General features: G+C 48.1%; 15 protein-coding genes and 1 CRISPR repeat array. Of the genes, 2 read left to right on the top strand and 13 right to left on the bottom strand.

The features are described 5' to 3' along the window. Nucleotides 1-19: 19 nt before the first annotated feature. The 8 genes from alsS to mnmG form a co-directional block, all read right to left on the bottom strand. Nucleotides 20-1,678, bottom strand: coding sequence for an acetolactate synthase AlsS (gene alsS, locus ACYQ2E_RS09075; RefSeq protein ID WP_460017747.1), 1,659 nt, complete (start codon nucleotides 1,676-1,678; stop codon nucleotides 20-22). Between the two features lie 126 nt (nucleotides 1,679-1,804). After that, a complete protein-coding gene (gene mutM / locus ACYQ2E_RS09070; RefSeq protein WP_460017746.1) occupies nucleotides 1,805-2,725 on the bottom strand; it encodes a bifunctional DNA-formamidopyrimidine glycosylase/DNA-(apurinic or apyrimidinic site) lyase in 921 nt (306 codons plus the stop codon). A 58-nt stretch (nucleotides 2,726-2,783) separates the two neighbouring features. After that, the gene (leuS, locus tag ACYQ2E_RS09065; RefSeq protein ID WP_460017745.1) at nucleotides 2,784-5,264 is read right to left on the bottom strand and encodes a leucine--tRNA ligase; all 2,481 of its coding nucleotides are present in this window, start codon (nucleotides 5,262-5,264) and stop codon (nucleotides 2,784-2,786) included. Between the two features lie 75 nt (nucleotides 5,265-5,339). Further along, on the bottom strand, nucleotides 5,340-6,314 hold the full coding sequence (locus tag ACYQ2E_RS09060; protein ID WP_460017744.1) for a ribose-phosphate diphosphokinase: 975 nt from the start codon (nucleotides 6,312-6,314) through the stop codon (nucleotides 5,340-5,342). 91 nt (nucleotides 6,315-6,405) lie between these two features. Further along, a complete protein-coding gene (gene ftsY, locus ACYQ2E_RS09055) occupies nucleotides 6,406-7,464 on the bottom strand; it encodes a signal recognition particle-docking protein FtsY (RefSeq protein WP_460017743.1) in 1,059 nt (352 codons plus the stop codon). Between the two features lie 68 nt (nucleotides 7,465-7,532). Continuing rightward, nucleotides 7,533-8,291 carry a DUF805 domain-containing protein gene (locus tag ACYQ2E_RS09050; protein ID WP_460017742.1) on the bottom strand — a complete coding sequence of 253 codons (759 nt, stop codon included), beginning with the start codon at nucleotides 8,289-8,291 and terminating at the stop codon, nucleotides 7,533-7,535. Nucleotides 8,292-8,311: 20 nt separating this feature from the next. Then, a complete protein-coding gene (locus ACYQ2E_RS09045; RefSeq protein WP_460017741.1) occupies nucleotides 8,312-9,127 on the bottom strand; it encodes a Cof-type HAD-IIB family hydrolase in 816 nt (271 codons plus the stop codon). Between the two features lie 85 nt (nucleotides 9,128-9,212). Beyond that, nucleotides 9,213-11,108, bottom strand: a complete 1,896-nt coding sequence (mnmG, locus tag ACYQ2E_RS09040; RefSeq protein WP_460017740.1) for a tRNA uridine-5-carboxymethylaminomethyl(34) synthesis enzyme MnmG — start codon at nucleotides 11,106-11,108, stop codon at nucleotides 9,213-9,215. Nucleotides 11,109-11,353: 245 nt separating this feature from the next. On the opposite strand from mnmG, the gene ACYQ2E_RS09035 reads away from it, so the two are divergent. Beyond that, complete coding sequence (locus ACYQ2E_RS09035; protein WP_460017739.1) at nucleotides 11,354-12,028, top strand: redox-sensing transcriptional repressor Rex; 675 nt, start codon at nucleotides 11,354-11,356, stop codon at nucleotides 12,026-12,028. Between the two features lie 35 nt (nucleotides 12,029-12,063). Here ACYQ2E_RS09035 and ACYQ2E_RS09030 read toward each other — a convergent pair whose 3' ends face one another. The 3 genes from ACYQ2E_RS09030 to ACYQ2E_RS09020 all read right to left on the bottom strand — a co-directional run bounded on the left by ACYQ2E_RS09030 (nucleotide 12,064) and on the right by ACYQ2E_RS09020 (nucleotide 14,818). Continuing rightward, on the bottom strand, nucleotides 12,064-13,002 hold the full coding sequence (locus ACYQ2E_RS09030) for an alpha/beta hydrolase (protein ID WP_460017738.1): 939 nt from the start codon (nucleotides 13,000-13,002) through the stop codon (nucleotides 12,064-12,066). Nucleotides 13,003-13,038: 36 nt separating this feature from the next. Next, nucleotides 13,039-14,163, bottom strand: a complete 1,125-nt coding sequence (gene mnmA, locus ACYQ2E_RS09025) for a tRNA 2-thiouridine(34) synthase MnmA (RefSeq protein WP_460017737.1) — start codon at nucleotides 14,161-14,163, stop codon at nucleotides 13,039-13,041. A 124-nt stretch (nucleotides 14,164-14,287) separates the two neighbouring features. Further along, a complete protein-coding gene (locus ACYQ2E_RS09020; RefSeq protein WP_460017736.1) occupies nucleotides 14,288-14,818 on the bottom strand; it encodes a PadR family transcriptional regulator in 531 nt (176 codons plus the stop codon). 118 nt (nucleotides 14,819-14,936) lie between these two features. On the opposite strand from ACYQ2E_RS09020, the gene ACYQ2E_RS09015 reads away from it, so the two are divergent. Continuing rightward, on the top strand, nucleotides 14,937-16,361 hold the full coding sequence (locus tag ACYQ2E_RS09015) for an MATE family efflux transporter (protein ID WP_460017735.1): 1,425 nt from the start codon (nucleotides 14,937-14,939) through the stop codon (nucleotides 16,359-16,361). 66 nt (nucleotides 16,362-16,427) lie between these two features. Here the strand turns inward: ACYQ2E_RS09015 and ACYQ2E_RS09010 are convergent, their stop codons facing one another. Both ACYQ2E_RS09010 and ACYQ2E_RS09005 read right to left on the bottom strand, forming a co-directional pair. Further along, the gene (locus ACYQ2E_RS09010) at nucleotides 16,428-17,078 is read right to left on the bottom strand and encodes a hypothetical protein (RefSeq protein WP_460017734.1); all 651 of its coding nucleotides are present in this window, start codon (nucleotides 17,076-17,078) and stop codon (nucleotides 16,428-16,430) included. A 150-nt stretch (nucleotides 17,079-17,228) separates the two neighbouring features. Next, entirely contained in the window at nucleotides 17,229-17,540 is a 312-nt protein-coding gene (locus ACYQ2E_RS09005) for a hypothetical protein (protein ID WP_460017733.1), read from the bottom strand. 61 nt (nucleotides 17,541-17,601) lie between these two features. Next, nucleotides 17,602-18,693: direct repeats of the CRISPR family, unit length 36 nt; unit sequence GTTTGGGAACCATTCAATTTAACACGACTCTAAAAC. Between the last annotated feature and the right edge of the window lie 25 nt (nucleotides 18,694-18,718).

Genomic DNA, 18,718 nt, shown 5'->3' with positions numbered 1-18,718 from the left:
TAATACGATTCTTAAATTATTAATAAAATTCATCAGGCAATAGAGTCTCGCCTAACTTGATATTGTCCTTGTAATCAACTGGTATGTCAATCAAAACCGGACCGGTCGTCTCTGGAATTTCTGACAGGACCTGTTTGAGCTCGTCCTTGCTGTGTACGCGATAGGCTTTGGCGCCCATTGACTCTGCGTATCTGACATAGTCCACTTTGCCGAAATCAACACCGGCGCTGCGCCCGTATTTCATTTCTTCCTGGAATTTGACCATGTCGTAGTGGCCGTCATTCCAAATCAGCTGTACAATCGGGAGGTTCAGGCGAACGGCTGTTTCCAGCTCTTGACCGGTGAATAGGAAGCCGCCGTCTCCGGAGTTTGAATAGACTTTCTTTCCTTGGCGCACTAATGCGGCCGAGATTGCCCACGGCAGAGCAACACCGAGTGTCTGCATGCCATTTGAAAAGAGCAGGTGACGGGGTTCGTAGCTCCTGAAATAGCGTGCCATCCAGATGTAGAGCGAGCCGACATCCACGGTGACGGTTTCGTCATCCTTGACGCTTTCCTGGAGTGTCTGGACGATTTCGAGGGGGTGCAGGCGTCCTTCTGCTGGTTTGAGCGCTTCGGCAGAGAAGCAGGAGATTTCATGCAGTTCGTTCAAATACTCGTTTGAGCCCTCTGAAAGCTGGTAGCCGCGGACTGCCGGAAGCAGATTTTCCAGCGTGGCTGCAATATTGCCTAGGAGTTCTCTCTCCGGCTGGAAGTAGCTGTCAATTTCAGCCAGTGCGTCGTCAATGGCAATGATACGGCTGTCAATTTCCGCGTTCCAGTTTCGGGCTTCGTATTCAATCGGGTCGTAGCCTACTGTAATGACGAGGTCGGCGCGTTTCAGCAGCATGTCGCCCGGCTGATTGCGGAAGAGTCCGACACGGCCGAAGAAGGTGGATTCCAGCTCGCGTGAAATCACACCTGCGCCCTGGAATGTTTCAACGACTGGAATCTGGACAACAGAGAGTAAATTGCGCAGTGCTTCGGCCACTTTTTCGTCTGAAGCGCCCGCACCCACAAGAATCACGGGCAAAATACTGGTACGAATGGCCTGTGCCAGATAAATAATGTCATCTACAGAGGCGTCGCCGAGTTTTGGCGCCGACATAGGTTTTATTGTCTTGGTGTCGCCGATTTCTGCGTCTGTCACGTCTTGAGGAATCGAGATGAAGCTGGCGCCGCCTTTACCTGCCTTGGCAATCCGGTAGGCGTTCGCAATTGTTTCGGGCAGGACGCTGGCGTCTTCAACTTCGGCAGAAAACTTTGTGACGGGCTTCATGAGTCCTACGTTGTCCATGGACTGATGGGCGCGTTTCAGCTGGTCTGAGCGTTTGACCTGACCACCAAGTGCCAGAACCGGGTCGCCTTCGGCTGTGGCTGTCAAAAGGCCTGTGGCCAGGTTTGAGACGCCTGGGCCTGAGGTTGCAATGACAACACCCGGTTTGCCTGTGATGCGGCCGATTCCCTGTGCCATGAAGCTGGCGCCTTGTTCGTGCCGCGTGACGATGAGTTTGGGACCTCGGTCATTCAGCACGTCAAAAACGCGGTCGATTTTTGCGCCGGGGATACCGAAAATATAGTCAACGTCGTGGTTAATCAGACTGTCAACAATGAGGTCTGCACCAAATTTTTGGGTCATATTTGCTTTTGTCTCCTGTAATAGCATTCGTATAAAAGTTTGTCTCTTAGACAAATTTTAGCAAACTTTCAGAAAATTGCCGAATGAACAGCTTGTGAATTTCAAAACAAGTTGAACATATCAATGTTAAGCGATGAGACGCTGGCATTTCGGACAAATATGTGTCCCGCGTCCAGCGACTTTCAGCTTGATGATTTCAGTGCCGCAGCGCGGACAGGGCTGCCCTTCGCGACGGAAAACATTGGCAAACAGTTCCAGATAATTGCCGCGGCTGCCGTCAGCTCTCACAAAGTTTTTCATGGTGGAGCCGCCGGATTCGATGGAGCGGGTCATGGATTTTTTGACTTCGCGCAAAAGCTTTCGCAACTCCCTGTCTGTCAGATTTTTGACATGTGCTGCCGGGTGAATTTTGGCGCCCCAGAGCCCTTCATCCGCATAAATATTGCCGATTCCTGCCACAACTTTCTGGTCCAGAATGACAGCTTTTACTGGTGCATTCGGGTGCCGGCGTACACGTCTCAAGAACTCCTTATATGTGCTTTCCGAAATTTTCTCAGGAATCTTTTCCTGTGTGAAGTCAACGATTTCTGGACCCAATTCTGCCAGGAACTTCTGCTCCATAACTTTGGCGGTCGGCAGAAGTTTAATCCAGCCGAACTTTCGCTGGTCGTTGAAAAAAAGCTGCGCTTTGTCAGCCATTTGAAAAATCACACGCGTTGATTTGTCCGGCAAATTGACCAGCCAGGAGCCAGTTGGATGTCCCGCGGCAAAATTCCTGTCATCTGTTAATTCTGAATCAGCTTCTCGATAAATCAGCTGCCCGGTCATTTTCAGATGGAAAAGCAGTGTGTAATCTGTGTCTAAATCAAGCATAAGGACTTTCGCCCGCCTGCGGACAGCTGTGATTGCTGCTTGCAGCCAGACTCTGTCTTCATCCTCAATCTGGAAGCTTTTTGCTTCTAGAACAGTGATTTTATGGATTTTCCGGCCGATTAAACGTCGGGACAGGCCGCGGCGGATTGTTTCTACTTCTGGTAATTCCGGCATAATATTATCATCTCCAACTTTAAAAAAATCTGACTCTAATAGTCAGATTAGGTCAGATTTATTTTATCACAAAATTCACAAGTTTATTTGGTACGACAATTGTTTTGACGATGTTACCGTCAGGTTTTACCGCAGCGGCAGCAGCTTCGGCCAGCTCCTCGCGCGAGGCGTCTTTTACAACTGTCAGTCTCTTTTTCAGTTTGCCGTTAACTTGAACAACGATTTCTACTTCGTCTTCGACCAATTTTGCCGGGTCATATTCCGGCCAGGCAACGTATGAGATTCCGCCTGTTTCACCTAGAAATTCCCACAGTTCCTCAGCCAAATGCGGGGCAAAGGGCGCAAGCAATTGAACGAAACCTTTGGCATAGGCGCGCGGCAAGCTGCCGGCCTTATTGGCCGCATTGACAAATATCATCAGCTGTGAAATCGCCGTGTTAAAGAGCATTGTTTCAATACGCTCTGTCACGTTTTTGACAGTTTCATTATAAACCTTGTCCAGCTCAGGCACGGCTTCATCTGTCAAATTTGCCCGTGTAATCAGGCGATAGACCCGGTCGAGGAATTTGCGCGCACCTTCCAGACCGTCCTCAGACCATGGAATGCTTGCGTCCAGCGGTCCCATGAACATTTCGTAGATACGGAGCGCATCGGCACCGTAGTGCTCGACGACATCATCCGGATTGACCACATTTTTCAGTGATTTTGACATTTTAGCAGGCGCCTGCTCGAGCGGCTCACCTGTTTCAATGCTGTAGAAGCCGCCGTCGCGCTTCTCGACTTTATCAGTGGCCACGAGTGCCCCGCGGGCATCCCGGTAGCTCGTTCCCAGAATCATGCCCTGGTTAAAGAGCTTCTGGAAAGGTTCTTTCGTCGGTACAATACCTAGGTCATAGAGGAATTTGTGCCAGAAACGGGCGTAAAGCAGGTGCAGCACGGCATGTTCTGCACCGCCGACGTAGATGTCAACGGGCAGCCAGGCTTTCAGCAGCTCAGAATCAGCTAGCGCCTTGTCATTATGCGGGTCTATGTAGCGCAGATAGTACCAGCTTGAGCCGGCCCACTGCGGCATGGTATTGGTCTCACGGCGGCCTTTGACGCCGTCAGCTCGTGTCACTGTCAGCCAGTCTGTCAGATTGGCCAGCGGAGATTCGCCGGTGCCTGAAGGCTTGATGTCGTCCATCTCAGGCAGAACCAGCGGTAAATCCGCCTCCGGAACAGCGCTTGTGCTGCCGTCTTCCCAGTGAATAATCGGAATCGGCTCGCCCCAGTAGCGCTGGCGGCTGAAGAGCCAGTCACGCAGCTTGTAGGTAATCTTTTTCTGTCCGACTTGTTTTTCTTCCAGCCAGGACAGGACTTTCGCAATGGCATTGGCCTTGTCCAATCCGTTGAGGAAGCCGGAGTTAATATGGACGCCGTCGCCTGTGTAGGCTTCTTCTGCCACGTTTCCGCCTTCAAGTACGGGTACAATGTCAATGCCGAATTTTTCAGCAAATTCCCAGTCACGCGTGTCATGGGCCGGTACGGCCATGATTGCCCCGTGACCGTAGCTGGCCAGGACATAATCTGCAATCCAGACTGGTACTTCTTCGCCGTTGACTGGATTGACTGCGTAGGCACCTGTCCAGACGCCTGTTTTCTCTTTGGCTAAATCTGTGCGCGCCATGTCTGATTTCAATGAGGCTGTGTGCTTGTATTCTGACACTGCCGCTGCTTGTTCTGCTGTTGTAATCGCATCGACCAGCGGATGCTCCGGCGCTAGAACACAGTAAGTTGCGCCGAACAGCGTATCAGGGCGTGTGGTAAAGACGGTGAATTCTTTATCAGAATTAGCCACTTTGAAAGTGACATCTGCCCCGACTGATTTGCCAATCCAGTTGCGCTGTTGTTCCTTGATAGACTCAGGCCAGTCAAGGTCGTCCAAGTCGTTTAGCAGGCGCTCGGCATAGGCTGTGATTTTCAAAATCCACTGGCGCATGGGTTTGCGAACGACGGGATAGCCGCCGCGCTCGGAGGTCCCGTCCGGCAGGACTTCTTCATTGGCAATGGTGGTTCCGAGCTCTTCGACCCAGTTGACGGGCACTTCGGACTCGTAGGCGAGCCCCTTTTCGTAGAGCTTGGTGAAAATCCACTGTGTCCACTTGTAATAGCTCGGGTCGGTCGTGTTGACTTCGCGGTCCCAGTCGTAGCTGAAGCCGAGTGAATTAATCTGGCGCTTGAAATTGGCGACGTTTTCAGCGGTAAAATCGGCCGGCCTGTGACCGGTGCTCATGGCATACTGCTCGGCAGGCAGACCAAAAGCGTCCCAGCCCATCGGGTGGAGAACGTTGTAGCCGCTGGCGCGCTTGTAGCGGCTCAGGATGTCAGTGGCTGTGTAGCCTTCCGGGTGTCCGACATGGAGCCCCGCGCCTGACGGGTAGGGGAACATGTCCAGCGCGTAGTAGTTCGGCTTGTCAGGCTCATTGGTGGTGCGGAAAGTCTGGTTTTCTGCCCAGAACTTCTGCCATTTTTTCTCAATTTGATTGTGGTTAAATTCCATTTTTGACTGTCTTTCGTAAAAAAGCGACAAAAGTCGCTTGCTTTATTTATGTTAGGAAAATGCCTGTTAATCGTATCAGTGCTTCGCAAATTCAGGGATATAAGATTCAAAGAGCGGGGATAATGGACGATTTTCGTCTGTCCGGATAATCGCTTCTGCCAATAGGTTGGCAATCGAAATTTGAGTAATTTTCGGCGAGAATCGGTCAGCCGGCTGCTGAATCGTATCAAGTATCACTAATTCTTTAATCGCTGAATCATTGATTCGCTGAATGGCAGGTCCTGAGAGAACCGCATGCGTACAAGAGGCGTAAACTTCTGTGGCGCCTAATTCGCGCAGGGCATTGGCCGCCAGGCAGATTGTACCAGCTGTATCAATCAGGTCGTCAATGAGCACGCATTTCTTGCCTTTGACGTCGCCGATAATATTCATGATTTCAGCTACATTAGCGCGCGGACGTCGTTTGTCAATGATGGCAATCTTTGTGCCTAAGAAATTCGCCAGCTTGCGGGCACGCATCACACCGCCGTGGTCTGGTGAAACAACGACGACTTCCTCGCCGAACAAGCCTTGACGCTCAAAGTAATCGGCAATCAGCGGTGCACCCATCAAGTGGTCAACCGGCATGTCAAAGAATCCCTGAATCTGCGCGGCATGCAGGTCAACAGTCAAAATATGGTCAACCCCAGCCACTGAAATCATATTGGCCACAAGTTTTGAAGTAATCGGCTCACGTGCTCTGGCCTTGCGGTCCTGGCGGGCATAGCCGTAATAAGGCAACACCAGATTGATTGTCCGGGCCGAGGCGCGGCGCAAAGCGTCAACCATAATCAGCAGCTCCATGAGGTGGTCATTGACCGGGTTGCTCGTTGATTGAATCAAGTAAATGTTCTTACCGCGGACTGATTCTTCAATGTTAATCTGAATTTCACCGTCTGCATAGGTTCTGGTCGTGACTTTTCCAAGATGCAGACCGACTTCTTTGGCCACATGCTCGGCTAATTCCCGGTTGGAACTCAATGAAAACAGCATTAGATTTGAATAGGACATTTTGCCTCAACTTTCCTTAAATAAATTTACCATGATTTCCGTGTTTTTTCAAGTCAGACTTTTCAGAAAAAACTTTACAGCAAATGATGGATTAAATCAGGCCTTTGAAAAGCCCGCGGACAAAGAATTCTTCGTCAAATTCGGCCAGGTCGTCAATTTTTTCGCCTAAACCGACCAGTTTAATCGGAATTTTCAGCGTCTGAATGATTGACAGGACAATTCCGCCCTTTGCAGAGCCGTCTAGTTTGGTTAAAATAATGCCGGTGACGGGAGTGACTTTAGAAAATTCTTTCGCTTGAGAAACGGCATTTTGACCCGTTGAGGCATCCAGCACCAACAATGTCTCATGCGGCGCTGATGGAAGCTCCCGTTGGATAATCCTGCGGATTTTGGCCAGCTCGGCCATCAGATTGTCCTTGTTCTGCAGGCGCCCTGCTGTGTCAATCATCAAGATGTCAAAGTTCTCGTTTTTCGTGCGCTGCATGGCATCAAAGACAACGGAGGCCGGGTCACCGCCCTCGCGACCAGTGACGACCGGCAGTTCTGAGCGTTTGGCCCATTCGACGAGCTGGTCGGTTGCTCCGGCGCGGAAAGTGTCGCCGGCTGCCAGCAGAACTTTCTTGCCTTCTCGTTTGAAGCGGGCTGCCAGTTTGCCGATTGACGTCGTCTTGCCGGCGCCGTTTACACCGACGAAAATCATGACGGTCGGGCCGGTTGCCTGAATATTCAGTGCTTTTGACAAGTTTTCTTCGTCCAGATTGTCGACCAGTTTCTCGATGATAAGCTGGCGGAGCTGCTCCTGACTCTTGGCATTCTGCAGTTTGGCTTCCTGGCGAAGTTCTTCTGATATTTTCAGCGCTAAATCAGCACCGACGTCTGACAGAATCAAGGTTTCTTCTAAATCTTCAAAAAATTCTTCGTCAACGGAGCGGAAATTTGCCAGGAAGCTGTTGAAGCGCTCACCAAAGGACTTGTTGGTTTTCTCCAGTGTTTTTTCATATTTTTGTTCAACGTTTTCAGCGGGAGCACCCGTTGTGTCCAGTGCTGATGGCGTGTCTGGCGCCGTTTCCGTTTGGCCGGGCGTCTCGGTTACGGGCGACGCAGCCTCATCTTCGGCCTTTTTCCCGAATAATCTATCAAAAAGTCCCATTTTTACCTCAAAACATTCTTTGTCTTAATTATAGCAAAACCTGCCAAAATTGGCAGGTACCAGGGATTTTATTTTTTGAAAAGTTTTGCGAACCAATCCGTAATCGGTTCTGTGCGATTCTTGTAATAATCGGTTTCGCGAACTTCCAGGACGATGAAATAGACCGCCAAGGCAAGCATGGCAATGCCAAAGAGGAAACCAAATACCGGAATGAAACTGAAAATGTATAAGGCCGCATAAAAGACAATTAGTGCCACAATGTTCATCGTGCCAAGGCCGGTGTCGCGCAGACGGCGGAAGAAAATTGCCAGGCTCGGAATTAAAACCGCCAAGCCGAAGAGTATTATTGGAATAAGGGTTAGCAGGCTTCCGACAATCACACCCGAAATTGAGCTGTCATCTAAGTAACCATAGTGTCCGCCCAATCCTCCCACCATGGCGAAAAGACTGGCGAAAATTATAATTAGTCCGGGGACGAAGATAATGATGGAAATAACGCTGTTAATTAGATAGGTCCACCAGAACTCAGAGCGGCGTGAACGGCCGGTGAAGTTGACGTAGTTTTTCCAGAAGAGTTTGTAGGACTCAAAGATGCCGACATGATGGTCGCTGGTTGGCACTGCGGTGTTTTGACGCGGCAGGAAAGGCTGCGGTGCCGTCGGATTCGGCTGAGCGGCAGCCGATTGTTCTGTCACAGCCGGTGCGGGTGCAGACGGTGCCATGTCTTCAATCTCGCCCTTTTCAATTGCAGCTTGGAATTCTTCCAGGCTTGGCTCGCGATTATTCATGAGTTTGAAATATTCGCGCCATTGTTGTTTTGTTGCCATAAAATTCTCCTTTGGCCTTTTTATAAGACGTGTGCCTTGAGCGCTTCAGCGATGGTGTTTTCGTCGTTTGTAAATGCGGAGATTTCGTCTGCAGCTGCGAGTGCGGCCGCTTTCGAGTTCGCCGGCGCTATGCCGAGTCCTGCCCAGAGCAGCATTGGCACGTCGTTGTCCTCGTCACCCATTGCAAGTACGTCGGAAGCCGGGATGTCAAGGTAGTCACAGAGCTTTTCGAGTCCTGTGGCTTTGCTGATACCTTTGGGCATAAATTCAAGCAGGACATCTCGTGTTCTGAAAATTTCAAAATTCCGGCTGATGGCTTCATCCTCTTCATTAATTGAGGCCTGCAGGGCATCTAATTCTTCGTTTTCAGCTGAAATAATAATTTTGTTGAATTCAGCTTCCAGCGGGAGTTGCTCTAAGCTGATTTTCCGAAAATCTAAAGTGTTGTTGACATAACTCAGCAGTGATTCCCGGCCGAACTCAATGGTGTAGCAGATGTCGTTGCTGATGATGTCGCAGGGAAAATCTGCCGCTTCGGCCATTTCTATAATCTGCAGGACTTCTTCCCGCGTTAAAAGCGTCTTCGACAAAACAGAGCCGTCATTTCTCTGAACCAGACCGCCGTTGTATGTGATGCTGTATTCGCCTGCACCATAAAGGTCCAGCGTTGACAAGTACTCCAAAGTAGAAACCATCGGGCGTCCGGTGTTGATGACAACCTTAACACCTTTGGCTTTGGCGGCCATCAGAGCATCCAGATTTCTGTTGGAAATCCGTTTTTGGCTGTCCAGCAGAGTACCGTCTAAATCAAGGGATAATAAACGTATGTTTGACATGTGTAAATTATACCATATAAAACGCGGGACAGGCTTTCCAGTGAATTTCAGAAAATTCTATGAAAGTCCTGCAGAATCTGTGAAATCAGGCCTTTTTGCTGTTCACCTTTTTCCGGCTTTCCAGGTATATCATCAGAATACTGATGTCGGCCGGGTTGACGCCGGGAATTCGGCTGGCTTGTCCCAGTGTTTCAGGATTGATTTTTTTGAGCATTTCACGCGCTTCTGTCGCAATACTGTCAAGTGCGTCCCAGTCAATGTCCTCAGGGATTCGTTTTTCTTCCAGGCGGTGCATTTTTTCTACTTGGGACATGGCTTTGGCGATGTAGCCTTCGTAGATGGCCTCGGTCTCAATCAGCTCAATGACACTCTGCTCCAATGGCGTTTCTGCGGCGCCGATAAAATCGCAGACAATCGCATAATTGACTTCGGGTCTTTTGAGAAAGTCACGGCCGCTGACGGCGTCCTGCAAGGCTGGAAAACCGTAGGCGGCGAGTTTTGCATTCGTCTCGGGTACGGGTTTCAGCTTCATTTGCTTCAGGCGTGTCATTTCTGCTTCAAATTGTTGTTTATGCTCAGTAAAGACATTCCAGCGGGCATTGTCCACCAAACCGATTTTCCGGCCGATGGGGGTGAGACGCATGTCGGCGTTGTCGTGTCGCAGAATCAGACGGTACTCGGCGCGTGAGGTCAGTAGGCGATAGGGCTCTACAACGCCTTTTGTCACCAGGTCGTCAATCATGACGCCGATGTAGGCTTCTGAGCGCCGCAAAATCAGTTCTGGCTTACCCTGAACTTTCAGCGCGGCATTGATGCCTGCCAACAGGCCTTGCCCGGCAGCTTCTTCGTAACCTGAGGTGCCGTTTGTCTGTCCAGCAGTGAAGAGCCCGGAAATCCGCTTAGTTTCTAGCGTCGGGCGCAGCTGATGGGGCAGAATCATGTCATACTCAATCGCATAGCCCGGCCGCATCATTTCTGCCCGCTCAAGTCCCTCAATCGAATGCAGCAAGTCAAACTGCACGTCCTCGGGCAGGCTAGTCGAGAGGCCTTGTATGTAGACCTCCTCGGTATGACGTCCTTCCGGCTCCAGAAACAATTGATGGCGCTCTTTATCTGCAAAGCGCACGATTTTTGTCTCAATTGACGGGCAATAACGCGGGCCGACTGAGCTAATCATGCCATTATATAAGGGTGCCCGATTGAGATTGTCCCGGATAATCTGATGACTGTTCGCATTGGTATAGGTCAGCCAGCATGGAATCTGGTCTGTCAGGTAGTCCTCGTCTTTGGTCAGGAAGCTGAAAGCGTGCGGTGTCTCGTCTCCTGGCTGTATCTCGGTTTTGTCGTAGTCAATCGTTGAGGCCAGCACACGCGGAGGAGTCCCTGTTTTAAAGCGCTCAATCTCAAAGCCAAGTGCACGCAGGTTATCCGCCAGCTCAACAGAGGCAATCGTGTTATTCGGACCCGAACTGTATTTCAAATCACCGATGATAATCTCGCCGCGCAGTGAGGTGCCGGTAGTCAAAACAACAGTTTTCGCGGAATATTGGAGACCCGTGTCTGTCAGAACACCAGTCACAGCGCCGTTTTCTACGATGAGCTCCTTGACCATGCCTTGGCGCAGACGCAGATTCTCCTGCTGCTCGAGCGTGTGTTTCATGGTCTGGCTGTAGAGGTCCTTATCCGCCTGCGCGCGCAAAGCCCGGACAGCAGGTCCCTTACCCGTGTTCAGCATTTTCATTTGAATGTAAGTCTTGTCGATGTTGCGTCCCATCTCGCCGCCCAGCGCATCGATTTCGCGCACAACCACACCTTTAGCCGCTCCGCCAATGGACGGATTGCAAGGCATGAAAGCCACCATATTGAGACTTATCGTGAGCATCAGGGTTTTGCAGCCCATCCGGGCTGCGGCCAGTGCTGCTTCGCAGCCTGCGTGTCCGGCGCCGACAACGATAACGTCAAATTCTTCGTAAAAATTCATTCTCTTTAGTATCTCTCCAAAATAAAAAATCAAAACTGCATGAAAAAATCCGCTATTTCAGAAGATTTTTCCCGAGCTTTGACTTTCGGTTGATTTATTTTACCGCAAAATCAGATTTTGCGCAAGTTGAACGTTTTACTGTCATTCTCATCTCCAGTTGACAATTTCACAAAAATTAGTTAAAATAGTCACAAAGATTGTTAGCACTTCCATAGATAATTATGGCGGTTAGATTGGAGCCAAAAATGACCGAAGAGACTGAGATGGACAACAAACACGCAAATCACGCAGATTTGCCGAAAGCTACGATTAAGCGTTTACCGCAATATTATCGCCTTTTTAAAGGTCTGGTTGCCGAGGGAATTACACGCACGAATTCACGGCAGATTTCTGAAAAAATTGGTGTGGATTCCGCCACTGTAAGACGTGATTTCTCACTTTTCGGCGAATTAGGACGCCGCGGCTATGGCTATGATAGTCTTGCTTTACGAGATTTTTTCGCCAATCTTCTCGGCAATGACACGGCCACAGACATTGCACTGGTCGGCATAGGTAATCTGGGGCGTGCCCTGCTGAATTATCCTTTCCAGCGCCGCAACAAGCTGCATATTGTTCAAGCTTATGATGTTCCCGGCAATCCGCTGGTCGGAACTGAATCTAAATCCGGCATTCCGATTTACGATATTGCTGACTTGAAGGAAAATATTGAACATGCAGGAATTGAAACAGCTATTTTATCTGTTGATACGGAGCATTCTCAAGAGGTCGCAGATAAACTGGTGGATGCCGGTATACACGGCATTCTCAACTTTACGCCGGTTTTCCTCAAAGTACCTGATGACGTTTTCGTCCAGTCCATTGACCTGACAAAGGAGCTCCAGACGCTTATCTTCTTTATGAAGCATTCTTCTCAGCTTTAAACGATTTAAAAAGCCCTTTGCTTGGGGCTTTTTTGTTAATAATTATCGTACTTTTCCAGAAATTCCGAAACTGTTTTCCGGTAGAGTTCTGGCTCAGTCTCAAAAGACTTGGCGTGTGCGGCACCTTTTACAATCAGCAGCTGCTTCTCTTTATCTTTGTCGGCCGCGTAGTTCTGGTAGACCATCTTTGTCGGCACGTAAGTGTCCTTGCTGCCGTGAATGAAAAGCATCGGCCGGGAGTTTTGCGCGAGTGCTTTAACTGAGCTGGCCTCGCCGTATGTCCAGCCGTCGCGAATTTTTGACATGGCTGAAACTTCATAGATGAGCGGGAATTTGGGCAGATTGTACATTTGCTTCGCCTGATAGGCTGTCTCGTCCCAAACGCTGGTGTAGCCGCAGTCTTCGATGATTTGATGCACATTGACCGGCAATGTCGGCTCGCCTGAGGCCATCATGACTGTGGCGGCGCCCATTGAGACGCCGAAAAGCGTCAGGTCCGCTTTAGAATCGGCTTTGATGAGTGTGTTTGCCCAGGCAATAATGTCAAACTTGTCATGGTAGCCGTAACTGATGATTTGTCCGCCTGATTCGCCGGCCGCCCGGTTGTCGGGCATGAGCACATTGTAGCCGAGCTGGTGATAGAGGACGGCGTATTGGCGCATCGCCTCTTTACTTGAATGGTAGCCGTGAACCACTATCACGGTCTTATTCGTTTTGCTGGCTGCAGGCACATACCAGGCGACGAGCTTGATTCCGTCATTTGTGATTTTCTTTGTCGTCTTTTTATATGCGGCAAATTCGGCCAGTAAACTGTAATTTTTGCTGGTCTTTTTTAGCTCGGTAACTTTTCCATTGTAGCGAGCTTGCGAGACGTGAAAGAAATAAAAAGTCGCACCAATATCTGCCGCCAAAATGAGGGCAATCAGTGCAACTATTATTACTCTTAATCTTTTCCAAACTTTTTTCTTATTCATGCTGATAATTTTATCATCATGAACTTAAATGTCAAGTCACTGATACTGCATGACCATTTGATTCTTATAAGCGCGGTCAATCATGGCTCCACCCAGGCACTCTTCTCCGTCATAGAAAACGACGGCCTGACCAGGTGTAATGGCACGTACTGGCTCATCAAAGGTCACGATGACTTTGTCGCCTTCAAACTTGGCTGTCACAGGAACATCCTGCTGGCGATAGCGGAACTTGGCTGTGCAATGCAGTTTAAAATTTTCCGGCATTTCGCGGGTGAAGCTCACGCCTGAGGCTTCAAGACTGGTGGTGTATAGCGCATCGTTGTGATAGCCTTGTCCGACATAGAGAATGTTTTCTTTCTGGTCTTTTCCAACGACAAACCAGGGCTCACTCTCAAGCTCGCCCGATTGTCCCCCGATGCCTAAACCGCCGCGCTGACCGATGGTATAGTACATGAGGCCGGCATGCGTGCCCATCTCTTTGCCGTCAAGCGTCATCATTCTTCCAGGCATGGCCGGCAGATACTCGCTCAAAAAGTTTTTAAAATTCCGCTCGCCGATGAAGCAGACGCCTGTTGAGTCTTTCTTGGACGCGGTTGCAAGTCCTGCTTCTGCTGCTATCCGGCGGACTTCAGGCTTTTCCAGGCCGCCTAGCGGGAACATGACATGCGAGAGCTGCTCTTGAGACAGCTGGCTCAGAAAATAGGTCTGGTCTTTGTTGCTGTCAACGCCGCGCAGCATGTGCACCCTGCCCTTATCATCACGTGTGACGCGCGCATAATGTCCGGTTGCGATGTAATCCGCGCCTAGGCCCATTGCGTACTCAAGAAAGGCTTTGAACTTGATTTCCTTGTTGCACATGACGTCTGGGTTCGGCGTGCGGTCGGCCCGATACTCGGCTAGGAAATACTCGAAGACGCGGTCCCAGTACTCTTTTTCGAAATTGACTGAATAGTAGGGAATGCCGATTTGGTCTGCGACCGCCGCAACATCTTTGTAATCTTCCGTTGCAGTACAGACGCCGTTTTCATCGGTGTCGTCCCAGTTCTTCATGAAGAGGCCGACCACATCGTAGCCCTGCTGCTTCAGCAAAAGTGCGGTGACGCTTGAATCCACACCGCCTGACATGCCCACGACGACGCGGGTTTTTGAATTATCTTTCATTTTACCTCCATTGGAATAGCGTTCGGCTATTCTACCCCTGGGAAATTGGGGCGATTGTATTTTTGTGTTGACATTTGTCAACGTTTTTTATTATAACATTTTTATCTGAATGTACATGGACAATTTACTTAACAATGTCTTTTTTCAGTTCCGCTATCCATTTTTCCAGGGCTTGCGCAAGGGCCAGCTGCTGATGCAGAACGGTGACGGCAATCGCTGAAATTTCCGGATTCTCTTTTTTTATCTGAAGGTTTTCCTGCACGCTGGCTTTCATCGCACGGATGTTTTGCTCAATCCCTGCAATGCATTTCTTCTGCTTCGATTTCGGCAGTTCCGGCAAATTGACAATTACTGCATTAAAGTCTAAAAAGATATTGACGGGCTTCTGTGTTATTTCCATCATAAGCTTTTCAAATTCTTTTTCACCGGCTTTCGTGAGGGAATATACTGCCTTATCAGGCATTTTTCCCTCTTTGGTGATGCGGCCTTTTATCAGGCCTTTTCCTTCCAGCTGGATGACTTTTTTGTAGATTGAAGGGGTGCTGATTTTTACCCATTCTGACACTTTGCGGTACTCAACCAGCTTTTGGATGTCGTAGGCGCTGAGCGATTCTTTTTTCAGCATGCCTAATACTATCAAATCAATTGTTGCCATATTCTCTTCCTTTTTTCTTGACAGGTACTATAAATTATAGTAAAATACTTAAACAGTTGCAAGTGCTATAATTTATAGTACTATATATTATATCTCTTTTTTGAAAGGATTGAGAAAAATGAACGAACAAAACCGGAAACTTGAGCTCCTGGGAAAAGCTCCTGTTCCAAAAGCATTATTGGCCCTAGGGATTCCCTCAATGATTGGGATGCTTGTCAATACCCTGTACAATGTCGTAGATGCCTACTTTGTCGGAGGCTTGGGCGAGCGTCAGGTAGGTGCAATTACCGTCGCTTTTCCGCTAGGACAGGTCGTTCTCGGACTAGGGTTGCTGTACGGTTCTGGTGCCGCCTCCTACATCGCAAGACTCTTGGGACACGGCGACAAGGAAAAAGCGGATAAAGTGGCCAGCACCGCTCTATACAGCAGTCTAGCGACTGGCCTTGCGGCAATCATCCTCTCGGTTGTCTTTTTATCGCCTATTTTAAGACTGCTTGGCGCGACAGACGGGATTATGCCTTATGCGACGAGCTATGCAAGTATTTATATCATCTCCTGTATTTTCAGTGTTTTCAATGTCACCATGGGCAACATCATCTCCAGCGAGGGGGCTGCAAAGGTGACGATGATTCGGCTCATTATCGGGGCTGTGCTCAATGCCGGCCTGGCACCGCTTTTCATCTACAGCTTTCATCTTGGAGTGACAGGGGCAGCCATTGCAACGGCTCTGTCACAGGTGATAAGCAGCGGCTTATTCCTGCTCTACATCTTCCAAAAGAAGAGTGTGTTCCGTTTTCGCATTCAGGATTGTACTTTTTCGAAAGACATCGTGTCGGAGATTTTCAAGATTGGAATACCAGTTCTGATTTTCCAGATTTTAACCAGCGCTTCAATCACGTTAATTAATCAAGCTTCTGCTCAGTATGGTGATGCGGCCATCGCAGGCATGGGCGTTGTCACGCGGCTGATTGCGATGGGAAGCATGACTGTGTTCGGCTTTATCAAAGGCTTTCAGCCCATTGCCGGTTATAGTTACGGCTCCAAGAACTTCAAGCGGCTGCGCGAGGTTACTAAGCTGTCTGTCCTCTGGTCCACTGTGTTTTGTGTTATTTTGGGAGCTGTGTTTTTCCTGTTTCCAAGAGAGATTGTCTCGGCTTTTACTGCCGGCAATCAAGAGATGCTCAGCGTCGGAGCCGCAGCACTGAGAATCAGCAGCGTCAGCTTTATCGTGTTCGGATATTACAGTGTTTACTCCTCGCTCTTCCTTGCTTTAGGAAAAGGGAAAGAGGGATTCTTCCTTGGGGCTCTTCGCCAGGGGATTTGCTTCATTCCCGTCATTTCCATTTTCCCGGCCTTCTGGGGAATCAACGGTGTTTTCTTCGCCCAGCCTGCTGCCGATGTCCTTTCGGCGCTGATTACGGCGTTGATGGCGGTGAGGCTTTCTAAGGAGCTAGCGGGAAATGAAAGTGCCTCAGCCTCACAGACAGCCCGCGGCACGGCCATCCTGAGCCCGGACAAAATGGAAAACGACCAGCTCCTGTGAAGCCGGCCGAGCTGGAAATTGAGCGTCTTACTTAAGATAAGCGACCAGATTATTCCTGCCTCGCCTCTACTGTATTAGTTTTATCCACTTTTTACTTCGGGCATCCACGCTCACAAAATACAGTCCAGAGTTCGTGTAGGCTCTAGCTAACTTTTTTACCTTTAGTTCTTTCGTTGTCATGTGATACTTACCGCCCAGCAGTTTTGTGACTTCAACCAGATTTGCCCAGCCGTCACGCACAATGCTTTCTTTATAAGCATACTCCATGATAGTGGCTGCCATAGGCTCAAGTTTGACGACATTTTCGATATTATTCTTGCTTTTGACTCTCAGAGGCTTATTTGGGGCAGAAGGGAGAGGAATCTCTTTATAACCTAACTGTCGTAATTTCTGATTGTACAGAGTGATGAGTCTGCTCTTTATTGCAAACCTCAACTCGGACAAATTTTCGTACCTGTCCAAGTAAAAATTTAAAGTCGACACCGGAGAAACTCTAGGGAAATGGGTACGTAATGCAATTTTAAAGGATTTCTCAAAATGTTTTAGCTGAATATAATAATACATTGAATCTGTCGTCATTGATTTCACTACTTTTGTGACTCTAACAAAAGTTAAACTGTTTAGTGTGCTTCTAACTTCACGTTTTATCGTGTTAAAATAATACTCGGATTGGTCCTTTGTTTGATAAAACGCGACTTTCTTTCCATCGATTTCCATATTAATTTTCCTCAAGCTGATAGGGGAGGGAGTTGTCGTTCATAAACCACCGCTGCTTTACCGTCTCACACATCTTTCATTGCCATTTTCAGGTGAAGTGGGCGCAAGCACGCGGTTATATTTTGTATTAGAAGATTAATTAGAATTATATCATAACAACTTAATTTTATAGAAGCATTTGGTTAATTTTTTGACAGCTTTAGAATTAATGTATAATAATCCAGCAGATAAAATTTTAGTTGGCAGCTTCAGCGAGAGGAATCTATTTGAAATACCATAAAAAAGCTGTTGCCAGACCGACAACAGCTTTGATTTTAGTATTTGACTTAATAAACTCTCGTCAAAATGACCCTCTGGAATCAAAACAGGTTCATTTTTTACAGCACGCTCATTCATAAAATTTGCAAGGCGCTGATAACCTGTGATGGAGAAGTCGTATGCATTTCCACTCGATAATTCCATGTTCAGGTGCAAAGAGCTACGACTCTAAAACTGGGCTGTCTTTATTTTAGGAGAAAAAATGGTTTGGGAACCATTCAATTTAACACGACTCTAAAACTGGTTTCAGTCCCTAAAAGTGTTTGAATATGTTTGGGAACCATTCAATTTAACACGACTCTAAAACCGAACGGAATTACAAACTTTCAGGATTTGAGTTTGGGAACCATTCAATTTAACACGACTCTAAAACTGCCTGACAAAATGGCAGACAGCACTTTTTGTTTGGGAACCATTCAATTTAACACGACTCTAAAACTACGCCGCCGACGTCTGGCAAAACTACAAGGTTTGGGAACCATTCAATTTAACACGACTCTAAAACGTTTCAACGGCCTGGGGACTCTGTTCCTGTGTTTGGGAACCATTCAATTTAACACGACTCTAAAACCAATGGCTTGTTTGGTTCCGCCGGTGGCTAGTTTGGGAACCATTCAATTTAACACGACTCTAAAACGGAAAACGTGCTTGCGATTTGCGAAAGCTTGTTTGGGAACCATTCAATTTAACACGACTCTAAAACGATTTTCGTTTGGTTCTCCTGATTTTGACAGTTTGGGAACCATTCAATTTAACACGACTCTAAAACACAATTACGGAAATCTTAGAATCACAAAAAGTTTGGGAACCATTCAATTTAACACGACTCTAAAACTTCGCGTCTGTATAAGGAACCAAATCCTGCGTTTGGGAACCATTCAATTTAACACGACTCTAAAACGGGTCACGAGCAGATTTAATTCTCCGTTGAGTTTGGGAACCATTCAATTTAACACGACTCTAAAACGTCCGTCGAGGGCGGAATCTTCAATCATCTGTTTGGGAACCATTCAATTTAACACGACTCTAAAACATTTTATCAGGACTTGACGTCCTTTCTACAGTTTGGGAACCATTCAATTTAACACGACTCTAAAACTATCACCTTTATAAACATAATAGACAATTAGTTTGGGAACCATTCAATTTAACACGACTCTAAAACGAAGCTGCCGCAAATCGCATGTCCAGGCGAGTTTGGGAACCATTCAATTTAACACGACTCTAAAACATTTTATCAGGACTTGACGTCCTTTCTACAGTTTGGGAACCATTCAATTTAACACGACTCTAAAACTATCACCTTTATAAACATAATAGAC

The organism is Lactovum odontotermitis (assembly GCF_054658595.1).
This window is presented reverse-complemented; position numbering and strand designations above follow the sequence as displayed.

Coding starts and splice junctions, on each gene's coding strand:
- ftsY (WP_460017743.1), bottom strand. CDS start 7,464: ATGGGACTTTTTGATAGATTATTCGGGAAAAAGGCCGAAGATGAGGCT.
- ACYQ2E_RS09035 (WP_460017739.1), top strand. CDS start 11,354: ATGACCGAAGAGACTGAGATGGACAACAAACACGCAAATCACGCAGAT.
- mnmA (WP_460017737.1), bottom strand. CDS start 14,163: ATGAAAGATAATTCAAAAACCCGCGTCGTCGTGGGCATGTCAGGCGGT.
- ACYQ2E_RS09010 (WP_460017734.1), bottom strand. CDS start 17,078: ATGGAAATCGATGGAAAGAAAGTCGCGTTTTATCAAACAAAGGACCAA.
- ACYQ2E_RS09015 (WP_460017735.1), top strand. CDS start 14,937: ATGAACGAACAAAACCGGAAACTTGAGCTCCTGGGAAAAGCTCCTGTT.
- ACYQ2E_RS09050 (WP_460017742.1), bottom strand. CDS start 8,291: ATGGCAACAAAACAACAATGGCGCGAATATTTCAAACTCATGAATAAT.
- ACYQ2E_RS09030 (WP_460017738.1), bottom strand. CDS start 13,002: ATGAATAAGAAAAAAGTTTGGAAAAGATTAAGAGTAATAATAGTTGCA.
- alsS (WP_460017747.1), bottom strand. CDS start 1,678: ATGACCCAAAAATTTGGTGCAGACCTCATTGTTGACAGTCTGATTAAC.
- mutM (WP_460017746.1), bottom strand. CDS start 2,725: ATGCCGGAATTACCAGAAGTAGAAACAATCCGCCGCGGCCTGTCCCGA.
- mnmG (WP_460017740.1), bottom strand. CDS start 11,108: ATGAATTTTTACGAAGAATTTGACGTTATCGTTGTCGGCGCCGGACAC.
- leuS (WP_460017745.1), bottom strand. CDS start 5,264: ATGGAATTTAACCACAATCAAATTGAGAAAAAATGGCAGAAGTTCTGG.
- ACYQ2E_RS09020 (WP_460017736.1), bottom strand. CDS start 14,818: ATGGCAACAATTGATTTGATAGTATTAGGCATGCTGAAAAAAGAATCG.
- ACYQ2E_RS09060 (WP_460017744.1), bottom strand. CDS start 6,314: ATGTCCTATTCAAATCTAATGCTGTTTTCATTGAGTTCCAACCGGGAA.
- ACYQ2E_RS09045 (WP_460017741.1), bottom strand. CDS start 9,127: ATGTCAAACATACGTTTATTATCCCTTGATTTAGACGGTACTCTGCTG.
- ACYQ2E_RS09005 (WP_460017733.1), bottom strand. CDS start 17,540: ATGGAATTATCGAGTGGAAATGCATACGACTTCTCCATCACAGGTTAT.